Source organism: Rhodothermus marinus, from assembly GCF_009936275.1.
In the GTDB taxonomy this organism is placed as follows: Bacteria; Bacteroidota; Rhodothermia; order Rhodothermales; family Rhodothermaceae; genus Rhodothermus; species Rhodothermus marinus_A.
The window spans coordinates 3,149,234-3,164,505 of the sequence record NZ_AP019797.1; the positions used below are offsets into that span (position 1 = coordinate 3,149,234).

11 protein-coding genes are annotated in these 15,272 nt (G+C 65.5%); 10 read left to right on the forward strand and 1 reads right to left on the reverse strand.

Annotation, left to right across the window (positions count from 1 at the left end; all coding sequences use genetic code 11):
* Positions 1-179 precede the first annotated feature (179 nt).
* The 6 genes from GYH26_RS13735 to GYH26_RS13760 all read left to right on the forward strand — a co-directional run bounded on the left by GYH26_RS13735 (position 180) and on the right by GYH26_RS13760 (position 7,098).
* Complete coding sequence (locus GYH26_RS13735; RefSeq protein WP_161542132.1) at positions 180-1,151, forward strand: M23 family metallopeptidase; 972 nt, start codon at positions 180-182, stop codon at positions 1,149-1,151.
* A gap of 170 nt (positions 1,152-1,321) precedes the next feature.
* Complete coding sequence (locus GYH26_RS13740) at positions 1,322-1,543, forward strand: DUF2795 domain-containing protein (protein WP_014068011.1); 222 nt, start codon at positions 1,322-1,324, stop codon at positions 1,541-1,543.
* A gap of 47 nt (positions 1,544-1,590) precedes the next feature.
* Entirely contained in the window at positions 1,591-4,002 is a 2,412-nt protein-coding gene (locus GYH26_RS13745) for a BamA/TamA family outer membrane protein (RefSeq protein ID WP_161542133.1), read from the forward strand.
* A gap of 11 nt (positions 4,003-4,013) precedes the next feature.
* On the forward strand, positions 4,014-4,610 hold the full coding sequence (locus tag GYH26_RS13750; protein ID WP_161542134.1) for a cyclic nucleotide-binding domain-containing protein: 597 nt from the start codon (positions 4,014-4,016) through the stop codon (positions 4,608-4,610).
* A 67-nt stretch (positions 4,611-4,677) separates the two neighbouring features.
* A complete protein-coding gene (gene rlmD / locus GYH26_RS13755) occupies positions 4,678-6,078 on the forward strand; it encodes a 23S rRNA (uracil(1939)-C(5))-methyltransferase RlmD (protein ID WP_161542135.1) in 1,401 nt (466 codons plus the stop codon).
* A 12-nt stretch (positions 6,079-6,090) separates the two neighbouring features.
* The gene (locus GYH26_RS13760; RefSeq protein WP_161542136.1) at positions 6,091-7,098 is read left to right on the forward strand and encodes an NAD-dependent epimerase/dehydratase family protein; all 1,008 of its coding nucleotides are present in this window, start codon (positions 6,091-6,093) and stop codon (positions 7,096-7,098) included.
* Position 7,099: 1 nt separating this feature from the next.
* On the opposite strand, the gene GYH26_RS13765 is transcribed toward GYH26_RS13760, so the two are convergent.
* Entirely contained in the window at positions 7,100-8,302 is a 1,203-nt protein-coding gene (locus tag GYH26_RS13765) for an MFS transporter (RefSeq protein ID WP_161542137.1), read from the reverse strand.
* A 226-nt stretch (positions 8,303-8,528) separates the two neighbouring features.
* On the opposite strand from GYH26_RS13765, the gene GYH26_RS13770 reads away from it, so the two are divergent.
* The 4 genes from GYH26_RS13770 to GYH26_RS13785 all read left to right on the forward strand — a co-directional run bounded on the left by GYH26_RS13770 (position 8,529) and on the right by GYH26_RS13785 (position 15,246).
* On the forward strand, positions 8,529-11,402 hold the full coding sequence (locus tag GYH26_RS13770; protein ID WP_161542138.1) for a TonB-dependent receptor: 2,874 nt from the start codon (positions 8,529-8,531) through the stop codon (positions 11,400-11,402).
* A gap of 96 nt (positions 11,403-11,498) precedes the next feature.
* On the forward strand, positions 11,499-13,163 hold the full coding sequence (locus GYH26_RS13775; RefSeq protein WP_161542139.1) for a T9SS type A sorting domain-containing protein: 1,665 nt from the start codon (positions 11,499-11,501) through the stop codon (positions 13,161-13,163).
* A 128-nt stretch (positions 13,164-13,291) separates the two neighbouring features.
* Positions 13,292-14,134, forward strand: coding sequence for a UDP-2,3-diacylglucosamine diphosphatase (locus GYH26_RS13780; RefSeq protein WP_161542140.1), 843 nt, complete (start codon positions 13,292-13,294; stop codon positions 14,132-14,134).
* Entirely contained in the window at positions 14,131-15,246 is a 1,116-nt protein-coding gene (locus tag GYH26_RS13785) for a glycosyltransferase family protein (protein ID WP_161542141.1), read from the forward strand. The genes GYH26_RS13780 and GYH26_RS13785 overlap by 4 nt, the downstream gene beginning before the upstream one ends.
* Positions 15,247-15,272 lie beyond the last annotated feature (26 nt).

The window sequence follows — 15,272 nt, forward strand, 5'->3', positions numbered from 1 at the left end:
TCCACTTTCCTCCTGTTGACACAATCAGAGCCGACGTGTATTTTCCAGTGCGTTTTTAGTTAAAATGCAAAGCCCCACCAGCCTTCGACCACCCATGCATTGAAGATTTTTCTGCCGGGCACGATTTTTAGATCGGTGGGGTGCCGTGTGAAGTTCTAATGCATGGAAGGGGTGGTATCATGCCGAAAAACCGGTACTACTATTTCGACCACACGACGTGCTCGTTCGTAGAGGTTCGTCCGCATCCTCTGCGGCGTCTGCTGGTGCTTGCCAGCCTGGTGGTCTTTCTGCTCGGGGCCGGTGGGTTACTTTTCTGGTACTACACGGGTCGGCTGGCCACCCCGCGCGAACTGGCCCTGGAGGCCGAAAACGAAGCCCTTCGGACGCAGTTGAGCCGCCTGAGCAAGAAGCTGGATCAATTCTCGGCCCGGCTGAACGAACTGGCAGCACACGACCAGTCGCTGTACCGCACGCTGCTGGATGCCGAGCCGATCTCGGAAGACGTCTGGCAGGTGGGTGTGGGCGGCACCGACACCTATGCCGCGTTCGACCGCTTCAGCAAACCGACGGCCACGCTGCTGCGGGAAACCGCCCAGAAGCTGGACGCCCTGGAGCGCAGAATCGCCCTGCAGAACGCCAGCTACCGGGAGCTCGTGAAACTGGCCGAGGCCCGGGAAGCCTGGCGTCGGCAGATGCCGGCGCTGCTTCCGGCCGATGGCGTGATCGTATCGGGCTTCGGGATGCGCCTGCATCCCATCCTGCGCGTGCGCAAAATGCACGAGGGGATCGACATCCTGCTTCCCTACGGCTCGCCCGTCTATGCGCCGGGCGACGGCATCGTGCGCGAAACCGGCCGTAGCGCCGGCTACGGCCTCTACATCATTCTGGAGCATCCGGCCACCGGCTACCAGACGCTCTACGGCCATCTGTCGAAGATTCTGGTACGACGCGGGCAGAAAGTGCAGCGGGGCGACCAGATTGCCCTCAGCGGCAACTCGGGCCGCTCGACCGGCCCTCACCTGCATTACGAAGTACGCGACAGCCGGGGCCGCGCCCTGAATCCCCTGCAGTTCGTAGCCCCCAGCATGACCCCCCACCAGTATCAGCAGCTGCTCGAAGCCGCCGAAAACTCCAGAATTTCGCTGGACTGAAATTTCATCTCGACCACCCGCGGCGGGAACTCTTGTCAACTTTCGCCGATAGGGAAAAAAGCCGATATAAGCAAGCGTAACCTCTTGCATTTTTCGGGTCGGTGTGCTATCGTGCCGGCCCGTAGAAGGGAAAGGAAAGCGATTGTCTCAACCAAACCTGTGTGCCGACGATGGGGTACTGGACGCTTGAGCTGGCCTCCTACCTGGAGGACGCACCCTGGCCGGCCACCCGTGACGAACTGATCGACTACGCCGAGCGTACGGGTGCGCCGATCGAGGTGATCGAGAACCTCAAGGAGCTGGAGGACGACGGGGAGCCCTACGAGAGCATTGAAGAAATATGGCCGGACTATCCCACGGCCGACGACGACTTCTACTACGAGGAAGAATAACCCGGACTGCGGTCGGCCGTCCGGCCATTCCCCGTCTGCTTGAGGGCTTGCTGCTCTGGTTGATCGGCTGGGGGCTGCTGGGTGGGCTTCCGGTGTGGGGGCAGACCCAGCAGCAATTTTTTTCGGAGGCCTGGCTGGTGCGCGACGTCCGCCTGGAAGGCAACCGTTCCTTCTCCGACGAAATCCTTCGCCCGTACATCCACACGACGGCCAATCGACGCTTTCTCGGTATTCCCGGCCTTACCTGGTGGTTGTGGCTTTACGAACTGGGAGCCTCCGGTAAGCTGGGCGGGCTGCTGAGCCGCGCGCTGATGGCCAGCGGCGAGCCGCCCGCCTACTACGAACCGGCCGTCGTGCAGGCCGACGTCGAGCGCCTTACGCTCTTCTACCGCCAGGAAGGCTTTCCCGGAGCCCACGTGGAAGCCCGGCTGGACACGCTGCGACCCGGACAGTTGCGCGTGATTTTCCATATCAACGAGGGCCCTCCGACCTACCTGCGACACGTCCGTTACGAAGGCATCGAAACGCTCCCGCCGGAGCTGCAACGGGCGTTGCTGGCAGGCTCCCGCCTGCGCCACGACCCGCCGACCGATCTTTCCCGTCAGCTCCGGGCTCGCAACCAGCGCTACTCGGAGCTGACGCTGCTGGAGGAGCGTCAACGGCTCATGGAATTCCTGTGGAATGCGGGCTATGCGGCCGTCACGCGCGACTCCATCCGCGCCATCGTGATTCCGGCCCGTCCGGACTCGTTCGACCTGATCTTTCGGATTCATCCCGGCCCCCGCTTTCGCTTTGGTGACCTGAAAGCCGAAGTGGACGGGCCGGAACCCGATCCGCTCTTTCGGCGCGACACGCTCTGGCTGGAGCCGGCCGCCGACACGCTGCACCCCGGCCGCCTGGTGGTCACGCGGCGCCAGGAGCGCCGCCTGAAGCCGTCTTTTCTGGTCCGCATGCTGCGCTTCCGGCCGGGCGACTGGTACAACCGCGCCCTGCTGCTCGGCACGCGCCGCCGCCTGGAGGCTACCGGACTGTTTTCCTACGTCCGCATCGAACCCGCCTGGCGCGACACGCTGCGGCTGCCCGGCGAGGCGGCTCCGCGGCTGCCCCACCGGCTTACGCTGACCACCCGGCCACGCCACCGAATGCGCCTGGAAACCTTCATGCTGCAGCGCAACGGCCTGCTCACCGGCAGCGAGAACGAACTCGGCACCGGCGTGGCCGTCACCTACGAAAACGCCAACCTGCTGGGCCGCGCCGAAACGTTCAGCCTGCGGACGGCCGGCTCTATCTCGGGCAACTTCGAAGAGGGGCTGCTCACTTCGGCCCAGCTCGAAATCACCGCCTCGCTGGTCTATCCGTATGCCGTCCGGCCCTTCGGCGCACTCGAACGCTGGCTCCGCCTTTACGACGCCCGCACCCGGCTGTCGCTGAGCCTGCTCACGGCCCGTCGCGACGTGCTCCGGCTGGTCATCCGGGGACGCGGCACGGCCCGCTTCCGCCTCGAACTCCAGCACACGCCCACGCTGACGTCGTTCGTGGACCTGCTCGACCTGAGCCTGAGCAATCCGGACACGCTGAGCGGCTTTCGGGCAGCCTTCCTTGATGAAGTGCTCCGTCCCATCGAGGATCCCGTGCAGCGCGCCCAGATCCTCGACGACTACACGGTCCCCCAGATCAACGACGTGGTGCGCTACACGCTGCAATCCGCCCGCTTCAATCCGCTACGCCGCGAGCGCGGCTATGCGCATGAACTGTCTGCCGAAATGGGTGGCTTGCTGTCGGACCTGCTCGACCGCGCCGTGTTCACACCGGGCCGGCACGAAGGCACGTTGCCGGGGCTGCCCCTTTTCCGGAGCGGGGCGACGGGCAACCGGCTGCTCTACCGTCCCTACGTACGCGCAAGCCTGGACCTGCGGCGCTACCGGCCGCTCCGTTCAGGCACCGTGCTGGCCGGCAAGCTGCAGCTCGGGGCAGCGCACCCCATCGGCCAGCCGGACGTCATCCCCTTCGACCGTCGCTTCTACAGCGGCGGTGCCAATAGCGTCCGGGGCTGGCCGCTGCGCGGGCTGGGCCCCGGCCGTCTACAGCTGACGGACAACCTGGACGGCACCAACCTGCTGGGTGGCGAATTCAAGCTGGAAGCCAGCCTGGAGCTGCGCCAGCGGCTGCTGCGACGGGTGCTGGCCGCCGACTGGATCGGAACGGTCTTCACCGACGTGGGGAACGTCTGGCTCGGCCCCCGCAATCCGGGTCCCGAAGCCGGACACTTTCGCCTCGGCCGTTTTGTCCAGGATCTGGGCTGGGGCGGCGGTGTGGGCTTGCGTCTGGCCTGGGAATATCTCATTATCCGACTGGATGTGGCCTATCGCCTGCATGACCCGGCCCGCCCGGAGGCCGGCCTGCTGCCCGACGGCCTGCACCGTCCGACCCTGCATTTTGGCATCGGCCACGCGTTCTAACCGACCCGACCATGCGTATCTGGCACACCCTGCAACGCGGCTACCGGGCGCTGTTTCGCCCGCGCGAAGACGCCTACACGCGCGAGCTGCTGCACGTGCTGCGGCACGTCCCCATCTTTCAGCACCTGCCCCGGCGCGTCCTTAAAACAATGCTGCCCTACCTGCACACCCGCACCTACCGCCGCCATGAAGTGATCTATTTCGAGGGCGATCCCGGTCTGGGCCTCTACATCATCACCCGGGGCACCGTGCGCCTGCTCATGGAAGATGAAGACGGTCAGTTCGAGGAGCTGGCCCGGCTGAGCGAGTACGACACGTGCGGCCACCTCGCCCTGCTGGGCGAGTTCCGCCGGATGGAGACGGCCCAGGCGGCCACCGAGGTGCAGGTGCTGGGTCTGTTCCGCCCCGATCTCAAGCTGCTGCTGCGTCGCCATCCGGCCGTGGGAGCGGCCATTCTGCAGGCCGTGGCCCGCTACGTGGCGGCCCGCCAGGTGGAACTCGTCGCATTACTGAGCAACTGCACCGACCGCCGCCAGGCGCTGATCTGGCTGCAGGAAGCCGGCCGCCGCGCCGAACACCGCCTGCCCTCGCTGCTCTCCGACCGGTAGGGCCGAACCCTTTCGCCGGCTCGGTGGTTTGTTGAGGCCGATCATTGTTGACCCACCCCGAAGGGCCGTGCTGAAGAAAGGCGCCGAGCTGGAACTGATCGTCGAAAAATTCGCCGACCGCGGCAAGTCGCTCACCCGCGTGGACGGCTACGTGCTGTTCGTCGAAGGCGGCGTGCCCGGCGACCGGGCGCGCGTGCGCGTCGTCAAGCGCAAGAAAAACTACGCCGAGGGCCGCATCGTCGAGCTGCTCGAACCGAGCCCGCTGCGCACCGAGCCGCGCTGTCGTTACTTCGGCACCTGCGGCGGCTGCAAGTGGCAGCACGTACGCTACGAAGCCCAGCTCGAAGCCAAGCGCCAGAGCGTCTATGAGGCGCTCGTTCACCACGGCGGCTTCGAAGACGTCGAGGTGCGTCCCACCCTTCCCTCGCCCCGGCTCTACGGCTACCGCAACAAGATGGAATTTTCCTTCAGCGCCGACCGCTGGCTGACCCCTGACGAAATCGCCAGCGGCCGACCGCTCGACCGCCATTTTGCCGTGGGGCTCCACGTACCGGGCAACTTCTACAAGGTGATCGATCTGGAGGAATGCCACCTGCCCGAGCCGATCACCGTGCGGCTGCTCAACGCACTGCGGGCCTTCTTCAAGGCGAAGGGCTGGGAGCCGTGGGACATCCGGCGGCACGAAGGCTACCTGCGCCATCTGGTGATCCGAACCGGCACGCGCACCGGCGAGGTCATGGTCAACCTGGTCACCAGCCGCTACGACGAAGCCCGCATGGCCGAGCTGGGCGCCTTCCTGCAGGAGCAGTTTCCGGAAGTCACCACGCTGGTCAACACGATCAATTCGCGCCCGGCCCAGGTCTCCTACGGCGAGACCACCTACACGATCTTCGGTCCGGGCGTCATTCACGACTGCATCGGACCGTTTCGCTTCGAGATTGCGCCCGACGCCTTCTTCCAGACGAACACCGAACAGGCCGAACGGCTTTACGAAGTAGCCCGTGAGCTGGCCGCGCTGCGCCCGGACGATCTGGTTTACGATCTCTACTGCGGCACCGGCACGATCTCCATCTTCATCGCCCCGCACGTGCGGCATGTGGTGGGCGTGGAGCTGGTGGCATCGGCCGTCGAAAACGCCCGCGCCAATGCGGCGGCCAACGGCATCACGAACTGCACCTTCGTAGCCGGCGACCTGCTGGAAGTGCTCACGCCGGCGTTCGTGCGCACGCACGGCCGCCCCGACGTCGTGATCGTCGATCCGCCGCGGGCCGGTATGCATCCCCGGGTGGTGCGCCGCATCGGCCAGCTCCGGCCGGAGCGGTTCGTCTACGTGAGCTGCAATCCCCAGACCCAGGCGCGCGATCTGAAGCTGCTGCGCGACCTGTACCGGATCGAGGCCGTGCAACCCGTCGATCTGTTTCCGCACACCGACCACGTGGAGAGCGTCGTCGCCCTGCGGGCCCGTTAACCCTGCTGTGTCATGAACCGAGGCGTTGCATTCGTTACCGGCGGAACCGGCTTCATCGGCAGCCACCTGGTGGAAGAGCTGCTGCGCCGGGGCTACCGCGAAGTGCGCTGTCTGGTGCGAAAAGAACTGCGCTGGCTCGAAGGACTCGACATCGTGCCCGTCCGCGGCGACTTTTCCCGGATCGAAGTGCTCTGGGAGGCCGTGCGCGACGCGGACGTGGTCTTTCACGTGGCGGGCGTGACGCGGGCGCGCGACTGGGCCACCTTCGAGCAGGGCAACATCACGGCCACGCTGAACCTGCTGGGCACTATCCTGGAAGCCAACCCGAACGTGCGCAAAGTGCTCATTACGAGCAGCCTGGCGGCCGTGGGCTACTGCCCGGGAGGCGTGGCCACCGAGGAGTCGCCGCTGCGTCCCATCAGCGCCTACGGCCGGAGCAAGGCGCTCATGGAGCAGGCGCTGCGGGCACCCCGTGCCGACGGCCCGCCGTTTGCCGAACGGCTCCCCATCGTCATAGTACGACCGCCGGCCGTCTACGGCCCCCGCGAAGCCGACATCTACACGTTCTTCCGTACGGTCAGCCGGGGGCTGTGCCCCATCGTGGGCAGCGGCCGCCGCCCCGAGCTGAGCCTGGTGCACGTGCGCGACCTGGTGCGCGGCATGGTGGACGCCGCCGAGTCGGACGTCACCACCGGCCAGACCTACTTCATCGGCAGCGAGCAATTCTACTCCTGGCGAGAGATCCGGGACGCCACACTGAAAGCCCTGGGCCGCCGGGCGCTGACCGTGCACATCCCGCCGTTTCTGGTGGAACCGATCGGTGCGCTGGTGGAACTGGCCGGACGCCTGACGGGCACCTACCCGCCGCTCAACCGCGAAAAAGCCCGCGAAATCCGCCACGCCTGCAAGATGTGCGCGGTGGACAAAGCCCGCCGCGACTTCGACTATCGCCAGCAGATCGGCCTCGAAGAAGGGATTCAGGAGACCATCGCCTGGTATCGGCAGCAGGGCTGGTTGTAAGCTATCCTTCTCCCACCGAAGCCTGCAAGTCGGGCTCGGGGAGGCCGTAGCCCACCACCAGCGCCATCAGCACCAGCGCGAGCGCCCCCAGCAGCGCATTGCTGAGGTAGCCGTACTGCGTGTAGAGCCAGCCGGCCGCCACGCCGCTGATCCCGATACCGAGCTGGCCCAGCGCAATCGACAGGCTCATGAGCGAACCGCGCCGGGCGCCCGGCACCAGCGCCGTCAGCAGCGATTGCAGCGGACTCATCCGCATGCCCACCAGTGCCATCGCCAGCGCAAACAGCGTGTAAATGGCTACATCGCCCTGCATCAGCAGCGGCGCGCCCGCCATCAGCACCGCCAGCCCGAGCGTGGCCCCCACGATCAAAGGCTTGCGGCCCACGCGATCCGAGAGCCGCCCGGCCAGGGGTCCGGCCACCACGTTCGCCAGCCCGCCGACGAGGAAAAGCAACGCCATCTCTTCGGTCCGAAAGCCCTGCGTGTGCTCCAGCCAGGTGGGCAGATAGATCAGAAAAAGCCCGATACTGAAAAACATCAGAAAGTATACAAGCGGCGAGCGGGCCGTGGTCGGCCGGCGGAGCAGTTCGTAGTAGCGCCGGAGCACGTTGCGAAGCGAGAGCGGCAGCTCGGAGCGCACGCCGGGCGGCTGCGGCACGTAACGCCAGATCAGGAGCGTGGCCAGCGCCATCGTGAGCCCGAACGCCAGAAACGGCCAGCGGAAGTCGGCCAGTCCCGCCAGCAGCGTCCCGGCCGGGATTCCCACGATCTGGCCGAAGGCGATCCCGCTCATCACCCAGCCGTTGGCCCAGCCGCGGCGCTCGTACGGGAAGTAGTCGCCCACGTAGCTGACGGCCGCGCCGCTGAGCAGTCCGCCGGCCGCTCCGGCCAGTGCCCGCACCGCCAGCAGCGCGGCGAAGCTGTAGGCCACGCCGTGCAGCAGCAGTGCGCCCGACATGGCCCCGCTTCCGGCCAGCAGGATCACCCGCCGCCCCAGCCGGTCCGAGACGGGTCCGGCCACCAGCGCCATCACACTGAGCATCACGGCGTAGGCCGTGATCAGGCTACCCTGTTCCAGCTCGCCAATGCCCAGCGTGGCTCCGATGCGCGGCAGAATCGGCGCCATGATGACCACCTGGCTGCTGGCCGAAAAGACCATCAGCCAGAGCGCCAGCAGAATCCGCCATTCCGATCGGGCCGCCATGCCGTCCTCTGCGGATTTTCCGGCCCAACCGGCGGCTTCGGATCTTTGTTTCGACAGGCGCTGACTCTTTCTGTCTATTGACAAAAACAGGACCACTTAACACGCCAGCGCTTTATGAAAAGGCCATCAAGCCCATCGTTAACGATTCGCTAATGCCCGGTTAATCGTCAGATAACAGGCGGCGGCTACCTTGGCCGGCGATCTTAAAAGGATACACCGTCGGCCTATGCAACGCCTGCTTCTCCTGATTCCCGTGCTGCTGACGGCCTGGAGCGTCCGGGCTCAGACGGGGCGCATCGCCGGAACGGTAGTCGACGCCGAAACGGGCGAGCCGCTCATCGGCGTGAACGTGCTCGTGGTGGAAAAAGCCACCGGCGCCGCCACCGACCTCGAAGGCCGCTACGAAATCGCCGACCTCGTCCCCGGCACCTATACGCTGCGCTTCTCTTACGTGGGCTACGTGAGCCAGACCGTGGAAGGCGTCGTGGTGCGTGCGGGCGAGGTCACGCGCATCGATCTGAGCCTGGCCCCGGAGTCGGTGGGCCTCGAGGCGGTTGTGGTCGAAGCGCGTCTGCTGCGCAACACCGAAGCGGCCCTGCTGGCCGCCCGTCAGCGGGCCGCCGCCGTCAGCGACGCGATCAGCGCCGAGATGATCGGCCGCACGGGCAGCAGCGACGCGGCCGACGCCATGGAGAAAGTGACGGGCGCCTCGGTGCTTGACGGCAAGTACGTGTACGTGCGCGGTCTGGGCGAGCGCTACATGAACGCCCAGCTCAACGGACTGGACCTCCCCAGCGCCGACCCCGACCGCAAGGCCGTGCCGTTCGATCTGTTTCCCGCCGCCCTGCTTGACAACATCGTCACGGTCAAAACCTTCACACCCGATCGCCCCGGCAGCTTCACCGGCGGCAGCGTCAACCTGAACACCCGGGCCTTTCCCGACGCGCTGTCGATCAGCTTTTCCACTTCGATCACCTACCGGCCTCAGGTGGTGGGCTTCGGCAATCCCATCCTGGCCGTGCCCGGCGCCGACCCGGGCGTCTGGGGCTTTCGGGCCGATCGCCTCGACGTGCCCGCCCTGCTGCAAACACACCGCTTCGAAAACATTCCGTCGCTCAGCCAGGCCATCCTGAACCCCGACAATGCCCGACTGCTGGACCAGCTCTCCCGGGCACTCACGCCCGAAATGGCCCCGGTCTACCGACGGGCGCCGCTCAACCAGAGCTATACGTTTTCGGCAGGCAATCGCTTCGACCTGGGCGGCGATCGACTGCTGGGCCTGGTGGCCAGCTTCAGCTATCGACGACAGGCCACCGCCTACGACGACGGCATCTGGGCCCGCTACCGGCTGACCGGCCGCGACGAAGCGGTCCTTTCCGAGGATAATTACCTGCACACCATCTCGGGCACCGACGAAGTCGTCTGGGGCAGCCTGGTCAACGCGACGCTGCGCCCGCATCGACAGCACGAGCTGGGCTTCAGTTTTATCCAGAACCACAGCGCCGAAAGCACCGCCCGCTACCAGCGCGGTCGTTTTCTGTACAATCTGGAACCCGACGACATCTACGAAACACGCGCGCTCATTTACATCGAACGCGATATCCGCACCTACCAGCTTCGGGGCAAGCATGCCCTCGGCGACGGGCGCCAGCCCGCCACGCTGAGCTGGGACTTTTCCACGACCGGCACCTGGCAGGACGAACCCGACCGCCGCTTTTTCACGAACCATTATCGCCTGCGCACCGGCAACGACGGCTCCATCGACACGCTCTACACGATCCGCGCCACCACGCCCCCACAGCGCTACTTCCGCTATCTGGAAGAATCGAACCAGGTGGGCAATCTGGCCCTGGAAGTACCACTCACGACCGCCCTGCGCCTCAAGGTGGGCGGCTACCTGGAGCACAAGACACGCACCTATCGCGAGCGCAAATTCGTGCTGCGCCAGCAACAGGGCAAACGCTACGACGGTGACCCCGAGGCTTACTTCGCGCCCGAAAATCTGGGCATCCTTCAGGAACGCGACCTGAACGGTGACGGCGCACCCGATCTGTTCACCTTCGGCCTGTATCTGCAGGAAGACACGCAGCCTTCTTCCAACTACGACGGCACCCAGGACATCCGGGCCGGCTTTGCCATGATCGACTGGACGCCGCTGCGCCGGCTGCGGGTGATCACCGGGCTGCGCTACGAAACCACCGACATGGAAGTGGTCAGCCAGGACCCCACCAAAGACGTGGGGCGGCTCCGGAACGGCGACTGGCTTCCGGCGGCTACGGTCATCTACCGGCTGGCCGACGACATGAACCTGCGGCTGGCCTACGGCCGCACGCTGGCCCGACCGGTCTTCCGTGAGCTGGCCCCCTACTCGACCTTCGAGTACGTGGGCGGCTACCTGCTCACCGGCAACCCCGACTTGCGCCGCACGCTCGTGGACAACTTCGACCTGCGCTGGGAATGGTTCGTGCGTCCGGGCGAATTGCTGGCCGCCAGCTTGTTTTTCAAGTACTTCGACGATCCGATCGAAGTCGTCTACCAGCCCTTCGCGCCCAACGACAGCCCCGAGGTGCAGTATCGCAATGTCGAAGACGCCACGCTTTACGGGCTGGAGCTGGAGCTGCGCAAGCGGCTGGACTTTCTGAGTGGCGCACTGCGGCATTTTGAAATCGGCGGCAACGCGACGTTCATCCATTCGACCGTGCGCGTACCGGCCGAAGAGCTGCAATCGATCCGGGAGCTACGACCCGACGCACCGGCCACGCGCTCACTGCAGGGGCAGTCGCCCTACCTCATCAACGCCGACCTGAGCTACGTGCACGAACAGCGCGGCACGACGGTCAGCCTCTACTACAACGTGTTCGGTCCCCGCCTGAAGGAAGTCGGACTCGGCGGCACGCCCGACACTTACGAGCGCCCGCGCCACACGCTGGACCTGAACATGAGCCAGCGGCTGATGACGAATCTGTCGCTCAAGCTATCGGCGAAAAACCTGCTGAACGCCCGCTATCGCGTCTCCCATAGCTACAAAGGGCGGAAGTACGTGACGCGTGACTACGGCAGCGGGCGATCGTTCTCCATCGGTCTCAGCTACCACTACTGAAAACAACCCCTGCACATAGCGAAGCGGCGGCCCTCGGGCCGCCGCTTCGCATAAGGAGCCACCGTTAACAAACCATAAACCCAACGTAATCCCGCCATGAACAAACGCCTTACCACCCTGCTGCTCCTGTTGGCGTGGCCGCTGCTGGGCCGCGCCCAGAACGTGGTGACGGTGACCGACGCCGACATCGGTCCGGGCGATCAGGTCACCTGGACCAGCGACAACGTCTACGTCCTCGACGGCTTCGTCTTCGTCGAAGAAGGCGCCACGCTCACCATCGAGCCCGGCACCGTCATCAAAGGCAAACCCGGCACCGGCGAAAACGCCTCCGCGCTCATCATCGCACGCGGGGCCAGAATCTACGCCGAAGGGACACCCGACCGCCCCATCATCTTCACGGCCGAAGCCGATCCGCTCGACGGCAGCTTCGACGCCTCTATCCGCGGTCAGTGGGGCGGTCTGATCATCCTCGGGCGCGCCCGCACCAACCTCGCCAACGGCGAGGCCAACATCGAAGGCATTCCCTCTACCGAAACGCGCGCCCGCTACGGCTGCGTTCCGAACAACACCACCCCCACCACCATCGACGACTGCGACGACAACGACAACTCCGGCGTGCTCCGCTACGTCTCCATCCGCCATGGCGGCTCCAACATCGGCGCCGACAACGAAATCAACGGCCTCACGCTCGGCGCCGTCGGCAGCGGCACGACGATCGAGTACGTGGAGGTTTTCGCCAACGAAGACGACGGCTTCGAATTCTTCGGCGGCACCGTCAACACCCGCTACCTCGTGGCCGCCTTCTGCGGCGACGACGCCTTCGACTACGACGAGGGCTTCCGCGGCAAAGGCCAGTTCTGGTTTGCCATCATGCCTCCCGATGTGGGGAACCGCGCCGGCGAACACGACGGCGGCCGCGACCCCGAAGACGGCCAGCCCTACGCCATCCCCGTCATCTACAACGCGACCTACATCGGCTCGGGCGCGGCTTCCGGCAACGCCGACAACAACACGTTCGTCTTCCGTGACAACGCCGGCGGCAAATACCTCAACGCCATTTTTACCGACTTTGGCAACATCGGCGTTCAGGTGGAAGACGTCGAGGGCGTCGACGTGGACAGCCGCCAGCGGCTGGAGCAGGGCGATCTGGTGCTGGCCCACAACATCTGGTGGGGCTTCGGAGCCGGCAACGAGCTGGCCGACTTTGCGCCCCAGGATTTCGTGCAGCAGCACCTGCAGGCCAACAACAACTTCGTCGAAGACCCCATGCTGCGCGGCATCAGCCGCGAGGCGGACGGTGGTCTGGATCCGCGGCCGGCCCCGAACTCCCCGGCGCTGACGCGCCCGCGCGCACCCTATCCCGAAAACGACGACTTCTTCACGCCGGTGGACTACATCGGCGCCTTCGGACCGGACGAGCTCTGGATCAAGGGCTGGACCAAACTCGCCCAACTCGGCATTCTGACGGCGCTGGAGCATGACGCCCGGACGATTCCGGCCGCCGTGGCCCTGCAGGCCGGCTACCCGAATCCGTTCCGGTCCGCCACGACGCTTACGTTCGCGCTGGACCGGGCGCAACGGGTGCGGCTGGCCGTCTACGACCTGCTCGGCCGCGAAGTGGCCCGGCTGGTCGAAGGTGTCCGCCCGGCCGGCACCTACCGGTTTACCCTTGAGGGCGCCCGCCTGGCGGCCGGCACCTATCTGGTTCGCCTCGAAACCGAGTCGGGCGTGCAGGTCCGGACGCTGACGCGCCTGCCCTGACGCAGCAAGCCTGCGCAGCGGAGGGGAGCAGAAAACCTGCTCCCCTTTTCTTTTTGTTTTTGAAAGACAACGGTTTGCTAACCCAGCGCTAATCGTTCGCTAACGGGCCATCTGTAAACTCCGGACGGATGCTGAGCTTCCGTCCGCCGGCCATGCGCACCGTCAACTACTTCCGCACGATCTGGATTTCCGACGTCCATCTGGGCACGCGGGCCAGCCGCGCCGACTTTCTCTACGACTTTCTGCGCCACAACGAAGCCGACTACCTCTACCTGGTAGGCGACATCTTCGACGGCTGGGCGCTGCAGCGCAACTGGTACTGGGATCCTTTCCATAACGGCGTGCTGCAACAAATCCTGCGCAAAGCCCGCAAAGGCACGCACGTCGTCTACATTCCGGGCAACCACGACGAATTTGCCCGCCAGTACTACGGGCTGAAGCTCGACGAGATCGTGGTGCGGCCGAGTGCCCTGCACACGACCGTGGACGGCCGCCAGCTCCTGGTGTTGCACGGCGACGAGTTCGACGGTATCATCCGCTACGCGCCCTGGCTGTCGCACCTGGGGGCCCGCGCCTACGAGCTGGTGCTCGTGCTCAACCGCTGGTACAACCACGTGCGCCGGCGGCTGGGACTTTCGTACTGGTCGCTTTCGGCCTACCTGAAGTACCGCACCAAACGGGCGGTCCAGTACATCGCCGACTTCGAGCGGGCAGTGGTGGCCGAGGCCCGCAAACACGACGTCGAGGGCGTCGTCTGCGGCCACATTCACCACGCCGAGCTGCGCGAAATCGGCGGCATTCTTTACGCCAACACGGGCGACTGGGTGGAAAGCTGCACGGCCCTGGTGGAGCACTTCGACGGACGACTGGAAATCCTGCACTGGACGCCCGCCGAGGTGTTTCTGAATCCGTCCGGCGACGGCCGGCTCCCGGACGAACTCCCGGCCCTGAGCGTGCCCGTCCGGCCATGACGGACCGTCCACTCCGGGTGCTGTTCGTGGTGCAGGGCGAAGGACGCGGTCACCTGACCCAGGCGCTGACGTTGCGTCGCTGGTTGACCGAGGCCGGCCACGAAGTGGCGGCCGTGCTGGTAGGACGAAGCCAGGAACGCCGGCTGCCCGCGTTCTTTCTGGAAAAAATCCAGGCGCCCGTCCACGAATTTGCCTCGCCCAACTTCGCCTTCGATCGACGCTTCCGGGGCATTCGGCCCGGCCGCACCCTTGTTCGCAACCTGCTGCACCTTCCGGAATTTCAGCGAAGCCTGCACCGACTGCACGAAGCCGTTCAGGACGTGGCGCCCGATCTCGTCGTCAATTTCTACGAAGTGCTGATCGGCCTGCTCTATCGCCGGGCAAAGCTTCAACCGCCGCTGGTCTGCATCGCCCACCAGTATTTTTTCCTGCATCCGGACTATCCCTTTCCGCCGGGCTTCCCGCTACAGCGCCGGCTGGTCCGGCTGTTCACGCGGCTGACGGCCCCACCGGGTGCCCGCAAGCTGGCGCTGTCGTTCTACGAGGCACCCGATCTTCCCGAGCGCCGGCTCTTCGTCGTGCCGCCGCTGCTGCGCCCCGAACTCTTCGAACTGCCGCTGGATCGGACCGAGAACTTCCTGCTGGTCTATCTGCTCAACCGGGGCTATGCCGACGATCTGATCCGCTGGCACACCCGCCATCCCGAAATCGGCCTGCACGTCTTCTGGGACAATACGGAGCGGCCCGACGGCTGGTCGCCCCATCCCGGACTGGTTTTCCACCACCTGAACGACCGACTCTTTCTGGAAAAAATGGCCCGCTGTCGCGGCGTGGTTACGACGGCCGGCTTCGAGACCGTGGCCGAGGCGCTCTACCTGGGCAAACCTGTGTTGATGGTGCCCGTCGAAGGCCACTTCGAGCAGCGCTGCAACGCACACGACGCCGAGCGCTTCGGCGCGGGCATCTGGAGTCCCCGCTTCGAACTGGACCGACTGCTGGCGTTTCTACCGCATTACCGGAGTCCTTTGGCCGCCTTTCGTCGCTGGGTGGCACAGGCCCCTATGAAAATTCTTCCCCACCTGACAGCCTCCACCCTGCGGCCGGTTGCGTAAGGCGGAGCCCGCCGGTATCTTTGGCG

Coding starts and splice junctions, on each gene's coding strand:
- GYH26_RS13735 (WP_161542132.1), top strand. CDS start 180: ATGCCGAAAAACCGGTACTACTATTTCGACCACACGACGTGCTCGTTC.
- GYH26_RS13750 (WP_161542134.1), top strand. CDS start 4,014: ATGCGTATCTGGCACACCCTGCAACGCGGCTACCGGGCGCTGTTTCGC.
- GYH26_RS13760 (WP_161542136.1), top strand. CDS start 6,091: ATGAACCGAGGCGTTGCATTCGTTACCGGCGGAACCGGCTTCATCGGC.
- GYH26_RS13780 (WP_161542140.1), top strand. CDS start 13,292: ATGCTGAGCTTCCGTCCGCCGGCCATGCGCACCGTCAACTACTTCCGC.
- GYH26_RS13775 (WP_161542139.1), top strand. CDS start 11,499: ATGAACAAACGCCTTACCACCCTGCTGCTCCTGTTGGCGTGGCCGCTG.
- GYH26_RS13765 (WP_161542137.1), bottom strand. CDS start 8,302: ATGGCGGCCCGATCGGAATGGCGGATTCTGCTGGCGCTCTGGCTGATG.
- GYH26_RS13770 (WP_161542138.1), top strand. CDS start 8,529: ATGCAACGCCTGCTTCTCCTGATTCCCGTGCTGCTGACGGCCTGGAGC.
- GYH26_RS13740 (WP_014068011.1), top strand. CDS start 1,322: ATGGGGTACTGGACGCTTGAGCTGGCCTCCTACCTGGAGGACGCACCC.
- GYH26_RS13785 (WP_161542141.1), top strand. CDS start 14,131: ATGACGGACCGTCCACTCCGGGTGCTGTTCGTGGTGCAGGGCGAAGGA.